The organism is Pseudomonas sp. A014 (genome assembly GCF_052378495.1).
Lineage (GTDB): Bacteria > Pseudomonadota > Gammaproteobacteria > Pseudomonadales > Pseudomonadaceae > Aquipseudomonas > Aquipseudomonas machongensis.
In genome coordinates this window covers 5,747,465-5,760,774 of the sequence record NZ_CP199001.1, presented here as the reverse complement: position 1 = coordinate 5,760,774, position 13,310 = coordinate 5,747,465, and the positions used below count along the sequence as shown (strand labels likewise).

The 13,310-nt window shown below is 64.9% G+C and carries 10 protein-coding genes; 6 read left to right on the top strand and 4 right to left on the bottom strand.

Features of this window, described 5'->3' with window-relative positions; all coding sequences use genetic code 11:
* From ACTYOL_RS26560 to ACTYOL_RS26550, 3 genes are read left to right on the top strand one after another with little or no spacing between them, the layout of a single operon-like run.
* Positions 1-1,725 carry a putative 2-aminoethylphosphonate ABC transporter permease subunit gene (locus tag ACTYOL_RS26560; RefSeq protein ID WP_200602938.1) on the top strand — a complete coding sequence of 575 codons (1,725 nt, stop codon included), beginning with the start codon at positions 1-3 and terminating at the stop codon, positions 1,723-1,725.
* A 30-nt stretch (positions 1,726-1,755) separates the two neighbouring features.
* The gene (locus tag ACTYOL_RS26555) at positions 1,756-2,778 is read left to right on the top strand and encodes a putative 2-aminoethylphosphonate ABC transporter substrate-binding protein (RefSeq protein ID WP_125931169.1); all 1,023 of its coding nucleotides are present in this window, start codon (positions 1,756-1,758) and stop codon (positions 2,776-2,778) included.
* 51 nt (positions 2,779-2,829) lie between these two features.
* A complete protein-coding gene (locus ACTYOL_RS26550) occupies positions 2,830-3,378 on the top strand; it encodes a phosphonate degradation HD-domain oxygenase (protein ID WP_444757335.1) in 549 nt (182 codons plus the stop codon).
* Between the two features lie 132 nt (positions 3,379-3,510).
* On the opposite strand, the gene ACTYOL_RS26545 is transcribed toward ACTYOL_RS26550, so the two are convergent.
* Both ACTYOL_RS26545 and ACTYOL_RS26540 read right to left on the bottom strand, forming a co-directional pair.
* Entirely contained in the window at positions 3,511-4,875 is a 1,365-nt protein-coding gene (locus tag ACTYOL_RS26545) for a GTPase/DUF3482 domain-containing protein (protein ID WP_197890480.1), read from the bottom strand.
* A complete protein-coding gene (locus ACTYOL_RS26540; RefSeq protein ID WP_444757334.1) occupies positions 4,868-6,259 on the bottom strand; it encodes a DUF2868 domain-containing protein in 1,392 nt (463 codons plus the stop codon). Before ACTYOL_RS26540 ends, ACTYOL_RS26545 begins: the two co-directional genes overlap by 8 nt.
* Positions 6,260-6,313: 54 nt before the next feature.
* Here ACTYOL_RS26540 and ACTYOL_RS26535 point away from each other — a divergent pair, with 54 nt between their 5' ends.
* Positions 6,314-6,829 carry a dihydrofolate reductase gene (locus ACTYOL_RS26535; RefSeq protein WP_444757333.1) on the top strand — a complete coding sequence of 172 codons (516 nt, stop codon included), beginning with the start codon at positions 6,314-6,316 and terminating at the stop codon, positions 6,827-6,829.
* A gap of 192 nt (positions 6,830-7,021) precedes the next feature.
* Here ACTYOL_RS26535 and ACTYOL_RS26530 read toward each other — a convergent pair whose 3' ends face one another.
* Positions 7,022-8,413 carry an L-cystine transporter gene (locus tag ACTYOL_RS26530; protein WP_153773265.1) on the bottom strand — a complete coding sequence of 464 codons (1,392 nt, stop codon included), beginning with the start codon at positions 8,411-8,413 and terminating at the stop codon, positions 7,022-7,024.
* A gap of 243 nt (positions 8,414-8,656) precedes the next feature.
* Between ACTYOL_RS26530 and ACTYOL_RS26525 the strand changes: the two genes are divergently transcribed.
* On the top strand, positions 8,657-9,712 hold the full coding sequence (locus tag ACTYOL_RS26525) for a haloacid dehalogenase-like hydrolase (protein ID WP_444758181.1): 1,056 nt from the start codon (positions 8,657-8,659) through the stop codon (positions 9,710-9,712).
* A gap of 196 nt (positions 9,713-9,908) precedes the next feature.
* On the opposite strand, the gene ilvD is transcribed toward ACTYOL_RS26525, so the two are convergent.
* Complete coding sequence (ilvD, locus tag ACTYOL_RS26520) at positions 9,909-11,750, bottom strand: dihydroxy-acid dehydratase (protein WP_054891146.1); 1,842 nt, start codon at positions 11,748-11,750, stop codon at positions 9,909-9,911.
* Between the two features lie 482 nt (positions 11,751-12,232).
* Between ilvD and mgtE the strand changes: the two genes are divergently transcribed.
* Positions 12,233-13,288: a magnesium transporter gene (gene mgtE, locus ACTYOL_RS26515; RefSeq protein ID WP_200602935.1), complete on the top strand. Its 1,056-nt coding sequence runs from the start codon at positions 12,233-12,235 to the stop codon at positions 13,286-13,288.
* Positions 13,289-13,310 lie beyond the last annotated feature (22 nt).

Sequence of the window (13,310 nt, the reverse complement as noted above, 5' to 3'; positions counted from 1 at the left end):
ATGGCCGCGTCCATGAGCGTATCGGTGAGCGCCGCCAAGGCCGTACCACGCAGTGGCGTCGCCCTGGGTGATCGATTGTTCGTCGTCGGCGGCAAGAGCCTGCTGTTGCTTCTGCTGTTGCTGGCCGTGCTGATGCCGCTGCTGGCCATCTTCTGGCGTGGTTTCAGCGGCGAGGCGGGCCAGGGCGGTGGCCTGCAGGCGGCCGCCGAGCTGTTTGCCAGCGACAACTTTCGCTGGCTGCTCGGCAACAGCCTGGCGGTGGCCTTCAGCGTAGCGCTGATCGTCGTGCCACTGGCCTACTTGTTCGCCTATGCCCTGCAACGCACGCTGATTCCGGCCAAGGGCCTATGGCGCGGGATTTCACTGCTGCCGCTACTGGCGCCGTCGATGCTGCCGGCCATTGCGCTGGTCTACCTGTTCGGTAACCAGGGCCTGCTGCGCGGGCTGCTGAGCGACAACATCTACGGGTTCTGGGGGATCGTGCTTGGCGAAGCGATCTACACCTTCCCGCATGCCTTGATGATCCTGCTGTCAGCGCTGTCGCTGGCCGATGCACGGCTGTTCGACGCAGCCTCGAGCATGGGCGCCGGACCATGGCGGGTGTTTCGCAGCATTACCTGGCCGGCCACGCGCCAGGCGGTGTTCGCCGCGTTCTGCCTGGTGTTCACCCTGACCATTACTGACTTTGGCGTGCCGGTGGTGGTCGGTGGCGACTATCAGGTACTGGCGCTGGAGGCCTACAAGGCGGTGGTCGGCCAGCAGCAGTTCGGCCGTGGCGCCCTGATCGGCATGGTCCTGCTGGTGCCGGCGCTGCTCAGCTTCAGCGTCGATGCCTGGCTGCGCCGCCGCCAGGGCGAGGCGATGAGCGGGCGCGCGCAGGTATTCGAGCCCCAGCCTTCGCGTCGTCGCGATGCCTGCTTCCTGGCCATCGTGGTGCTGGTCTGCGCGGCGCTGCTGGGGGTGATCGGCATGGCGGTGTATTCGTCGCTGGTGACCTTCTGGCCCTATAACCTGACGCTTTCGTTCAAGCACTACCTGTTCGACGAGACCGCCGGTGGCGGCTGGCTGGCCTACCGCAACAGCGTGACCATGGCCCTGTGCTGCGCCGTGATCGGCAGTGTGGTGATCTTCACCGGCACCTACCTGATGGAGAAAACCCAAGGCCAGCGCCTGCTCAACCAAGCCTTGCGCCTGCTCAGCTTCGTGCCGATGGCGGTGCCAGGGCTCGTCCTGGGCCTGGGCTACGTGTTCTTCTTCAACCTCGCCGGTAACCCGTTGCATGTCTTCTACGGCAGCATGGCGCTGCTGGTGGTATGCACCATCGCCCACTACCTGACCACCGCCCAGATGACCGCAAGCACTGCGCTGCGCCAGCTCGATGGTGAGTTCGAGGCGGCTGCGCTGTCGCTCAAGGCGCCGCTGCACCGGCATTACCTGCGCGTCACCGTACCGATCTGCCTGCCTGCACTGCTGGATATCGTGCGCTACCTGTTCGTTTCCGGGATGACCACGGTGTCGGCAGCGATCTTCCTCTACAGCCCCGACACGATCCTGGCCGCCGTCGCCGTGCTGAACATGGACGATGCCGGCAACGTTGGCGGTGCTGCGGCGATGTCCACCCTGATCCTGCTCACCAGTGCCACGGCCTCGCTGCTGCTGGCGGGGGCTTCACGCGGCCTGTTGCGCCGTTCCCAGGCCTGGCGCCAGCGCGCGCCCAAATCCTGATCCGACTGTCCACCTCAAAGGAGCTGCCTCATGTTCAAGCCACTGGCCCTTGTTGCTGCCGTATCTGCCGTGTTCAGCCTGCAGGTCTCGGCGGCCGACACCCAGCTGACCGTCTACACCGCCCTGGAAGCCGAGCAGCTCAAGAGCTACAAGCAGGCCTTCGAGAAGGCCAACCCGGATATCGAGATCAAATGGGTGCGTGACTCCACCGGCATCATCACCGCCAAGCTGCTGGCCGAGAAGGATCGCCCGCAGGCTGATGCGGTGTGGGGCCTGGCGGCTTCGAGCCTGGCCATTCTCGATCAGAACGGCATGCTTGATGCCTACGCGCCGAAAGACCTGGGCAAGATCGCACCCAATTACCGCGACGCCGCCAACCCGCCAGCCTGGGTGGGGATGGACGTGTGGGCCGCGACGATCTGCTTCAACACCATCGAGGCCGAGAAGCAGGGCCTGAGCAAGCCCGTGAGTTGGCAGGACCTGACCAAGCCTGAGTACAAGGGCAAGATCGTCATGCCCAACCCGGCCTCCTCCGGCACCGGCTTCCTCGATGTCAGCGCCTGGCTGCAGACGTTCGGCGAACCGCAGGGCTGGGCCTACATGGATGCCCTGCACCAGAACATCGGCCAGTACGTTCATTCCGGCTCCAAGCCCTGCAAGTTGGCGGCGGCGGGCGAGTTCCCGATCGGCATCTCGTTCGAGTACCCGGCCGTACAGCTCAAGCGCCAGGGCGCGCCGCTGGACATCGTGCTGCCCAAGGAAGGGCTCGGCTGGGAAATCGAGGCCACCGCGGTGATCAAGGGCACGCCTAAGGCCGATGCCGCGCGACGCCTGGCCGATTTCTCGGCGAGCCCTGCGGCCATGGAGCTGTACAAGGAGAACTTCGCCGTACTCGCCGCGCCTGGGATTGCCAAGCCGCAGACAGAGCTGCCTGCCGACTACGAGCAACGCCTGATCAAGAACGACTTTGCCTGGGCGTCGAAGCACCGCGACCAGATCCTGGCCGAGTGGCGCAAGCGCTACGACGGCAAGTCGGAGAAGGCGGCGCAGTAAGTCGAACGACATTCAGCAGGTCTATCCTCACCACACCAGGACCCTACCGCGATGCCGACCCCAGCCCAGATCATCGACAACACCTTCGCCTTGTATGAACGCCACGGCGCCGACGACTACATCGGCGAAGCCATCACCCAGATCGAGCACATGTCCCAGGCTGCGCAACTGGCCATGGCCGAGGGCTTCGACGACGAGGTGGTGCTCGCTGCGTTCTTCCACGATATCGGCCACCTGTGCGGCGGCGACGCCAGCATGGGCGGTTATGGTGTGGCCAGCCATGAGCGTATCGGCGCCGAGTACCTGCGCCGTTGCGGCTTCGGTGAGCGCATGGCGCGATTGGTGGAGTTCCACGTGGAGGCCAAGCGCTACCTGACCTTGCGCAAGCCGGGATACTACGAACGGCTGAGCGAGGCGAGTCGGCGCACCTTGGGTTACCAGGGGGGCGTGATGAGCGATGCCGAGGCCGATGCCTTCGAGCGTGATCCGCTGTTTGCGGTGAGCCTGCGCATGCGTGAGTGGGATGAGATGGCCAAGGAAGTCGGGATGCCTGTGCTGGACATGACGGTGTTGAAAGGGAAGGCGTTGGCCTTGATCTGAGATTGGTGCACTCGTTAGCGCGTAGGAGCGGGCTTGCCCGCGAAGCAGGCGATGCGATGGTGAATGACACCGGCTTTGCCGGTGTTCGCTGGCAAGTCGGAGCGCCGAACCGCCGCTTCTACACGGAGAGCCTCAGATCTGTGACACCAACGCCTCGAGCTGCTCCAGGCGCTCGGCCTGGTTCAACCGTGCGCCCGGATTGAGCGTGGACCACTGCGGATGCGCCCGCGCCTTGCTCAACGCCTCCGGCAATTTGCCCTCGCGCCAGGCCTTTTCATCCAGCTCGCCCAGCCGCACCCTCTCCTGTGCTGCATGGCCACGGCTGTCCAGCGCCAGCATCAGTTGCTGTTGCCGCAGCGCCAGCAGACGCAGCACGCTGTCATCCACGGTCAGTTCACGCTGGCCCTTGAGTTTGCCCAGCAACCGCGATCCATAATTGCGGGCGGTTTGTAGGGCGCCTCCGGCAATGGCACCCGCCAGCGCGGCAGCGCCGAGGGTCAGGCCACCGACCAGCAGATCGACACCCGCACCGGCCGCGGCTCCGGCGGCGACACCGCTGCCCAGGCGTACGCCCAGCAGCTTCAGGGTCTCGGGGTTGAACAGGTCATCGCCCCAGCGACCGTCCAGCAACGGCAGGTCGCCGGCATTGGCGTCTTCACGACGGAAGGCATAGAGCTTGAGCAACGCCTCGACACAGCGCTGCTCACGTTGGCGAACATCCTGACGCAGCGCCTCGATGGCCTTGGCTTCAGCGGCAGGCTCTGCCTCGACGCTGCGCCGACAGGCGGCGCAGTCCAGCAGGAGCTCAGCGATCAGGCGTTTGCCGCTGTGCTGGCGGGCCAGGCGCTGGGCCTGCTGGTCGTCGATCAAGCGCTGCAAGGCGGGGCGCGATGTCTCCAGCAGCAGGGCGAGGCTCTCGTAGAGGCGTCGCTCGCCGTCCTCGGGCGGGGCCACGCTGTCGAACCGCACCAGCGCGTGCAGCCCCAGGCGGGCCAGGGCTTCGCGCCATTCTGGCTCGCGGTGCTGGCTGCTGGCGACGAAGTTGAGCACGGGCAGCAGCGGCTTGCCGCAGCCGGCGAGTACCTCCAGCTCGTCGCGGTACTTGGCCAGTACCGGCTCGCGTGCATCGATCACATAGAGACCGGCATTGCTCGCCTGTAACTGACGCAGCACCTTGGCTTCCTGCTCGAAGCGCTGGCGCGCCTCGCTACCCTGGAGAAAGCGCTCCAGGCGGGCCGGGCCGTCAAGGCGTTCACCGGGGCGTTCCAGGCGCTCCAGATAGTCGAGCAGGGCAATGGCGTCTTCCAGGCCGGGGGTGTCGTAGAGCTCGAGCAAGGGCTCGCCGTCCACCGACAGCCGCGCGCCTTCGACATGGCGGGTGGTGCTGGGGCGATGGGAAACCTCACCAAAGCCGACATCGCGGGTGAGGGTGCGCAGCAGCGAGGTCTTGCCGACGTTGGTATGGCCGACCACGGCCAGCTTGAGCGGATCAGTCATGGCCATGCTCCAGCCAGGTCAGGGGCGAGGTGTCGGCGTGGTGCAGGCCAAGGCGGTCGAGGGCTTCGTGCCAGTCGCCCAGGCGAGCGGCGTCGAGTGCCTGGCCGGGCAGGGCCTGGAGCAACCAGATGCGCGTGGCGCCTGCGTTGCGCGCGAGTTCAGCGAGCAACGCCAGGCTGCCACGATCAGGCGAGCGGCGAGGGTCGCAGGCGATGGCCAGGCGCGCCGGTGGGAAGCGGCTGAGCTGTTCGAGCAGTTTGTTGCGTGATTCGCGGCTGTCGAGCACGCCGGCGTTGGTCACCGTGCGCGGCAGCGTGGGCGGCCAGGCGCGCTGGTCATCCAGCTCCAGGCCTACCAGCAGGGCGCCGCTGCTGCCAGTTTCCAGTTGGCCGGCCTCGAACTGTGGCAGGTGCTCGGGGGCGGCGTCCTGTACACCGATGCGCTCGCTGCGCGGCATCAGCGCGTCACGCAGTTGTGCATGGCCTGGCAGGCTGAGATCCAGGGCCAGTTGCCTGCGGCCCTGGCGCCAGCGCCACAGGCACAGGGTCGCCAGCAGCAGGCGGGGCAGCAGGCCGTACACCAGCACCACGCCGAGCAGCCAACTGGCCCAGGCCTGGCGGGCGATGTCCAGGCTCGGCAGGGTCGCGCCGCTGGCGCGGATCATGCTCTCGTCGGGAATGCTGAAGCCCAGCAGCGAGGGCAGGGCGCCGAGGGCGTTGGTCAGGGCGATGAAGGGTTCGGCTGCGAGCAGGGTGGTCTCCCAGACGAAGCCGTAGCGCCGGGTCGCCAGCAGCGCCAGCAGCATGCCGAGCGCCGCGCTCATCGCCAGCAGCCACAGGCCATGCACCAGCAGGCCGAGCAGCCAGCGATTGAGACGCTTGCGCTGCAGCAGCACCAGCAGGGCGGGAGCCAGGTGCACGGCCTTGGCATCACGGGCGAAGCGTTCGCTGAGCCACAGCCAGAGCCGGCCCAGGGCCGCGCCCTGCTCGCCCGCGAAGAAGAAGCCCAGGGCCCAGCCGACCAGCAACACCAGATTCAGGCCCAGCAGGCTGCCCAGTGCCCAGAACACATTCACCGGGCGTTGGCCGTCACCCAGCGCCGCGAGGCCGAGGCCGGCGCCGCTGAGCAGGGCGATGATCATCAGGGCCAGCAGGGCCAGGCGTGCACCCTGCTTCCAGTGGCGCAGGGCCTGGGTCATGCCGTCGCGCTCGGCCAGCCACAGGGCGCGATGCTCGATGTGTGCCGCCAGGTCGCCGCCCTGCTGGCGCGCGCGACGGTTGGCTTCCTGGTCTTCCAGGGGCCCGGTGTGTTCTTCGCGCAGGCGCACCGCTTCGGTGAGCCAGCGTTTGTCCAGTTCGGTCGGTGCAGTCACAAGGTCTTCCATTGCACGGGTCGAGGCCCAAGCATAACCCACGTGACGAGTGCTATCCTCGCTGGCATGAACACATCACTTCCCCTCAGCCTGATCGCGGCACTCGCCGAGAACCGCGTGATCGGCATCGACAACTCCATGCCCTGGCACCTGCCGGGGGACTTCAAGTACTTCAAGGCCACCACCCTGGGCAAGCCGATCATCATGGGGCGCAAGACCTGGGATTCGCTCGGGCGACCACTGCCGGGGCGCTTGAACATCGTCGTCAGCCGCCAGCCCGGGTTGACGCTGGCGGGCGCCGAGGTGTTCGCCTCGCTGGAGGCAGCGCTGGTGCGTGCCGAGCAGTGGGCGCGCGAGCAGGGGGTTGGTGAGCTGATGCTGATCGGCGGCGCGCAGCTCTACGGGCAGGCGCTGGAGAAGGGGCTGGTAAGCCGGATGTACCTGACGCGTGTGGAGCTGGCGCCTGAAGGGGATGCCTGGTTCCCGGCGTTCGACGCGGCGCAGTGGACGCTGGCATCGACCGAGCGGCAGGTAGAGGAAGGCAAGCCGGTCTACCACTTCGAGGTGTGGGACAAGCGTTAGGCTCTGTCTGAAATGTATCTGCACTCGCCCATACTGCGTTGAAACGGGGCTCGGAATGCTCATGTACTCCAGTACACTGCGCTTCCTCCCCCCGTTTCGCCTTGTCTGGCCTTCGCGCAGACACATTTCAGACAGACCCTAGAGCTTTTCCTGTGGAAGCGGGTTCGTCCGCTCCCACAGGGCAAGTGTTGCTCAGGAGTGACTCAGCTCGGCATGCTCGTCTCCGGCCAGCACTTGCTGGTCGGTCTGCTTGAGCAGTTGACTGGTCACCACGCCGGCAGTCATCGAGCCGTTCACGTTCAATGCAGTACGGCCCATGTCGATCAGCGGCTCGACCGAGATCAGCAGCGCCACCAGCTCGACCGGCAGGCCCATGGCCGGCAGCACGATCAGCGCGGCGAAGGTCGCGCCGCCACCGACCCCGGCAACCCCCGCCGAGCTCAGGGTGACGATGGCCACCAGGGTTGCGATCCACAGCGGATCGAAGGTGTCGATGCCCACGGCCGGCGCCACCATGACCGCCAGCATTGCCGGATACAGGCCGGCGCAGCCGTTCTGGCCGATGGTTGCGCCGAACGATGCGCTGAAGCTGGCGATCGACTGCGGTACGCCCAGGCGGCGAGTCTGCGCCTCGATGTTCAGCGGAATGCTGGCGGCGCTGGAGCGGCTGGTGAAGGCAAAGGTCAGCACCGGCCAGACCTTGCGGAAGAAGCGCAGCGGGCTGACGCCAGTGATCGCCAGGATCACCCCGTGTACCACGAACATCAGCCCCAGGCCGATGTACGACACCACGACGAAGCTGCCCAGCTTGAGGATGTCATCGAGGTTCGAGCTGGCCACCACCTTGGTCATCAGCGCCAGGACGCCATAAGGCGTGAGCTTCATCACCAGGCGCACCAGGCGCATGACCCAGGCCTGCAGCACGTCGATCGCCGACAGCGCGCGCTCGCCCTTGTCCTTGTCGTCCTTGATCAGTTGCAGGGCTGCAAGGCCCACGAACACGGCGAAGATCACCACGCTGATGATCGAGGTCGGTTTGGCCCGGGCCAGGTCGCCCACCGGGTTGCTGGGGATGAACGACAGCAGCAGTTGCGGGATGTTGAGATCGGCGACCTTGCCTGCGTAGTCGCTGTTGATGGCTTGCAGGCGTGCGGTTTCCTGGACGCCTGCGACCAGGCCCTCGGCGCTGAGGCCGAACAGGTTGGTCAGGGCGATGCCGATCAGTGCGGCGATGGCTGTGGTCAGCAGCAGCGTGCCGATGCTCAGCACGCTGATTCGGCCAAGGGCCGAGGCATTGTGCAGGCGTGCCACCGCGCTGAGGATCGAGGCAAAGATCAGCGGCATGACGATCATCTGCAGCAAGCCGACATAGCCGTTGCCGACCAGGTCGAGCCAGGCGATGGTTGCCCTGAGCACCGGATGGCCAGCGCCGTACAGGCTGTGCAGCACCAGCCCGAACAGGACGCCCAGCACCAGGCCAAGCAGCACTTTTTTCGCCAGGCTCCAGTCGGTACGGCGGGTTTGCGCCAGGCCCAGCAGCAGGGCCAGGAACGCCAGCAGGTTGAGGGAAAGCGGCAGGTTCATCGAAGCTCCGTGAAGCAAAAATAGGGATCGCCTCTGTGAGCGATTGCGAACGGAAATGCTAACAGTCTGAAAAGAAACGAATTTATATCTAAAAGTAATTTAGATAGTCGCTAATGGAATAACGTGCTGTCGCAGTTGGCAATGAACATGCCGTTTCGGACTCTTTCGAGGTCGGTGCCAGACGTCTGCCTGTCATGCAGGCGGTCTAGGCTTCAGCGGCCATGTCTCTGGAGAACGCACATGATGTCTGCTCCGAAACTTCTCGCGGGCGGTCTCGCCCTGCTGCTCAGCGCCAGCACCTGGGCGGCAACCGAACTCAAGCACTGGCCCGCCGAGGCCGCGAAACAGCTCGACACGATGATCGCTGCCAATGCCCACAAGGGTAACTACGCGGTCTTCGACATGGACAACACCAGCTATCGCTACGACCTCGAGGAAGCGCTGCTGCCGTTCATGGAGAACAAAGGCCTGCTGACTCGCGACAAGCTCGACCCTTCGTTGAAGCTGATCCCGTTCAAGGATACCGCTGAGCACAAGGAGAGCCTGTTCAGCTATTACTATCGCCTGTGCGAAATCGATGACATGGTCTGCTATCCCTGGGTGGCGCAGGTGTTCTCCGGCTTCACGCTCAAGGAACTGAAGGTTCAGGTCGATGAGCTGATGGCCTCGAACAAGCCGGTCCCCAGCACCTACTTCGAAGGCGATCAGGTCAAGACCATCGAGGTGCAGCCGCCGAAGGTCTTCACCGGCCAGGCCGAGCTGTACAACAAGCTGATGGAGAACGGCATCGAGGTCTATGTGATCTCGGCCGCGTCCGAGGAGTTGGTGCGCATGGTCGCGTCCGATCCCAAGTACGGCTACAACGTCAAGCCGCAGAACGTGATCGGCGTCAGCCTGCTGCTCAAGGACCGCACCAGCGGCGAGCTGACCACGGCGCGCAAGCAGATCAGCGAAGGCCACTATGATGCCAAGGCCAACGAGGGCCTGGAGTTGACGCCCTACCTGTGGACCCCGGCCACCTGGATGGCCGGCAAGCAGGCGGCCATCCTGACCTACATAGATGAGTGGAAGCGGCCGGTGCTGGTAGGCGGCGATACGCCAACCAGCGACGGCTACATGCAGTTCCATGGGGTCGACGTGGGCAAGGGCGGTATCCACCTGTGGATAAATCGCAAGGCCAAGTACATGGAACAGCTGAACGGAATGATCGCCAAGCATGCGGCGGCGCAAGCGAAGGAAGGGCTGCCGGTGACGGCGGACAAGAACTGGGTGATCGTGACGCCGGAGCAGATTCAGTAAGCGTTGGAGCTTCTGTGCCGGCCTTTTCGCGGGTAAACCCGCTCCCACAGGGGTCTCATAGTCTTCAAGGCTGCGCTGTATCTGTGGGAGCGGCGGTTCGGCGCTCCGACTTGCCCGCGAAGAGGCCGATACTTTTCCACAGTCATAAAAAAACCGGCGCTCAAGGCGCCGGTTTTTCATTCATGCCCTGAAAGCCTCACAGCCCGTCGAGCATCGCCTTGTTACGCACAGCACCCTTGTCGGCGCTGGTCGCCAGCAGGGCGTAGGCCTTCAGTGCAGTGGTCACCTTGCGAGGGCGCACTTCGGCAGGTTTCCAGCCCTTCTTGTCCTGCTCGACACGGCGTGCAGCCAACTCTTCGTCGCTGACCAGCAGGTTGATCGAGCGGTTCGGAATGTCGATCAGCACTTTGTCACCGTCCTTGACCAGGCCGATGGCACCGCCCGAGGCCGCTTCCGGCGAAGCGTGGCCGATCGACAGGCCCGAAGTGCCGCCGGAGAAGCGGCCGTCGGTGAGCAGGGCGCAGGCCTTGCCCAGGCCCTTGGACTTCAGGTACGAGGTCGGATAGAGCATTTCTTGCATGCCTGGGCCGCCTTTCGGGCCTTCGTAGCGGATGATCACGATGTCGCCGGCCTTCACCTCGTCGGCGAGGATGCCGCGCACGGCGCTGTCCTGGCTTTCGAAGATCTTCGCGGTGCCTTCGAACACGTGGATCGACTCGTCGACGCCTGCGGTCTTGACCACGCAACCGTCCAAGGCGATGTTGCCGTACAGCACGGCCAGGCCGCCTTCCTGCGAGTAGGCGTGTTCGAAGCTGCGGATGCAGCCGTTCTCGCGGTCGTCGTCGAGGGTTTCCCAACGGGTCGACTGGCTGAACGCGGTCTGGGTCGGGATACCGGCCGGGCCTGCCTTGAAGAAGGTGTGCACGGCTTCGTCATCGGTCTGGGTGATGTCCCACTTGGCGATGGCTTCTTCCATGCTGCGGCTGTGCACGGTCGGCAGGTCGGTGTGCAGCAGGCCGCCACGAGCCAGCGAGCCGAGGATGCTGAAGATACCGCCGGCGCGGTGGACGTCCTCCATGTGGTACTTCTGGATGTTCGGCGCCACCTTGCACAGCTGCGGCACCTTGCGCGACAGGCGATCGATGTCGCGCAGGTCGAAGTCGACCTCCGCCTCCTGGGCGGCAGCCAGCAGGTGCAGGATGGTGTTGGTCGAACCGCCCATGGCGATGTCGAGCATCATGGCGTTCTCGAACGCCTTGAAGTTGGCGATGTTGCGCGGCAGTACCGACTCGTCGTTCTCGCCGTAGTAGCGCTTGCACAGCTCGACGATGGTGCGTCCGGCGGTAAGGAACAGCTGCTCGCGGTCGGCGTGGGTGGCCAGGGTGGAGCCGTTGCCCGGCAGGGCGAGACCCAGGGCTTCGGTCAGGCAGTTCATCGAGTTGGCGGTGAACATGCCGGAGCACGAACCGCAGGTCGGGCAGGCGCTGCGCTCGTACTCGGCGACCTTTTCGTCACTGGCGGTCGAGTCGGCGGCGATGACCATGGCGTCGACCAGGTCCAGGCCGTGGCTGGCCAGCTTGGTCTTGCCGGCTTCCATCGGGCCGCCGGAAACGAAGATCACTGGAATGTTCAGGCGCAGGGCAGCCATCAGCATGCCGGGGGTGATCTTGTCGCAGTTGGAGATGCAGACGATGGCGTCGGCGCAGTGGGCGTTGACCATGTACTCGACGGCGTCGGCGATGATCTCGCGGCTCGGCAGCGAGTACAGCATGCCGTCGTGGCCCATGGCGATGCCGTCGTCGACGGCGATGGTGTTGAATTCCTTGGCCACGCCACCGGCGCGCTCGATCTCGCGGGCGACCAGCTGGCCCAGGTCCTTCAGGTGCACGTGGCCCGGAACGAACTGGGTGAACGAGTTGGCGATGGCGATGATCGGTTTCTTGAAGTCTTCGTCCTTCATCCCGGTGGCGCGCCACAGTGCGCGGGCACCCGCCATGTTGCGGCCCTGGGTGGAAGTCTTGGAACGATAATCAGGCATGAAGCACTCCTGGCGGCTTAATCAGGTCTCTGGAAAGGGGAGTGAGCTTCTCTTGTCCTTTGCGCCGAAGGCCGGTTGCCGCTGGCACGGATGGGGCCGAAGACAGCGCGGGATCGCCGCGTGCTTGGCCAGAGCTCATAAACCCGCCTGGGGATGTCTGGCGATGAATAGGCCGATTCTACACCGCTGGCGCGACGAGGGAATGACGATGTGTCTGGACGGTGCTTTTCGTCATTTGGGCAGGGTGATGTAGGACATCTCCCAAATGCCCTCCTGGCGGTATTTTCTGGATCTCGCTGCACCTATCATCCCCGCGCCGCATGTGCGGCTTCACGAGCCAAGCCCTCAATGGACCTTCCCAGTTTCAGTTCATCGCGAACCTGCAATCTGGCACTGAGCGCACCGTCGCCAGGGCATCCGGAGGCTTGAGCCCGCGTGGCTGAGGTCTGCGGGCGCCTGCTTCGGCGCCTGGAGAACCTACCATGCAACAACCGACCGACACCCTCGCCGAATCCCTCGACCTGCGCCAGGCGGCCCAGGCCCGACGCGATCGACTCCTGCAGCACGCACTGTACGAAGACGGCAGCGCCGGTGCGCTGATGATCAGCGAGTACTCCAGCCTGGACAGCGGCCTGAGCGCGCGCCAGGCCATCGACATGCTGCGGCGCGAAGCCGCAGACGCCGAAACCATCTATCAATCCTATGTCCTCGATGCCCAGCGCAACCTGCTCGGCACGCTATCGCTGCGTGAACTGATCCTGGCGCCGCCCGACCAGCCGATCGAGGCCATCATGGTGCGCCAGGTGATCTGCGTGACCACGGCGACCCGTCAGGAAGAGGTTGCCCGGCTGATTGGCGATCACGACCTGCTGGCGGTACCGGTGCTCGATGAGCTGGGGCGGCTGGTGGGGATCGTCACCTGCGACGAAGCGCTGGATGTGATGGTGGAGGAGGCTACCGAAGACTTTCACAAGGGCGCATCGATCACCAATCACATCGGCAATCTCAAGGATGCAACCGTCAGCCTGATGTACCGCAAACGCGTGCTGTGGCTGGTGCTGCTGGTATTCGGCAACCTGTTTTCAGGTGCGGGAATCGCCGCGTTCGAGGACACCATTGCCGCCCATATCGCCCTGGTGTTCTTCCTGCCGTTGCTGGTAGACAGCGGCGGCAATGCCGGCGCCCAGTCGGCAACCCTGATGGTGCGCGGCCTGGCCACGGGCGAAGTGGTGCTGCGTGACTGGTTGCGCATGCTCACGCGCGAGTGCGGTGTTGCGCTTGCCCTGGGCGGGACCATGGCAGTGGCTGTCGCTTCGTTGGGGGTATTGCGCGGCGGCCCGGAAATCGCACTGATCGTGGCCAGCAGCATGTTGGTGATCGTGCTGATCGGCAGCCTCATCGGCATGAGCCTGCCATTCATGCTCAGTCGCCTGAAGCTTGACCCGGCGACGGCCAGCGGGCCGCTGGTGACCTCGATTGCCGATGCCGTGGGGGTGTTGATCTACTTTGGCATTGCGTCGATGGTGCTGGATATCTGAGGAGACGCTACGGGGCAGCAGC

Coding starts and splice junctions, on each gene's coding strand:
- ACTYOL_RS26545 (WP_197890480.1), bottom strand. CDS start 4,875: ATGACTGATCCGCTCAAGCTGGCCGTGGTCGGCCATACCAACGTCGGC.
- mgtE (WP_200602935.1), top strand. CDS start 12,233: ATGCAACAACCGACCGACACCCTCGCCGAATCCCTCGACCTGCGCCAG.
- ilvD (WP_054891146.1), bottom strand. CDS start 11,750: ATGCCTGATTATCGTTCCAAGACTTCCACCCAGGGCCGCAACATGGCG.
- ACTYOL_RS26530 (WP_153773265.1), bottom strand. CDS start 8,413: ATGAACCTGCCGCTTTCCCTCAACCTGCTGGCGTTCCTGGCCCTGCTG.
- ACTYOL_RS26560 (WP_200602938.1), top strand. CDS start 1: ATGGCCGCGTCCATGAGCGTATCGGTGAGCGCCGCCAAGGCCGTACCA.
- ACTYOL_RS26535 (WP_444757333.1), top strand. CDS start 6,314: ATGAACACATCACTTCCCCTCAGCCTGATCGCGGCACTCGCCGAGAAC.
- ACTYOL_RS26525 (WP_444758181.1), top strand. CDS start 8,657: ATGTCTGCTCCGAAACTTCTCGCGGGCGGTCTCGCCCTGCTGCTCAGC.
- ACTYOL_RS26540 (WP_444757334.1), bottom strand. CDS start 6,259: ATGGAAGACCTTGTGACTGCACCGACCGAACTGGACAAACGCTGGCTC.
- ACTYOL_RS26550 (WP_444757335.1), top strand. CDS start 2,830: ATGCCGACCCCAGCCCAGATCATCGACAACACCTTCGCCTTGTATGAA.
- ACTYOL_RS26555 (WP_125931169.1), top strand. CDS start 1,756: ATGTTCAAGCCACTGGCCCTTGTTGCTGCCGTATCTGCCGTGTTCAGC.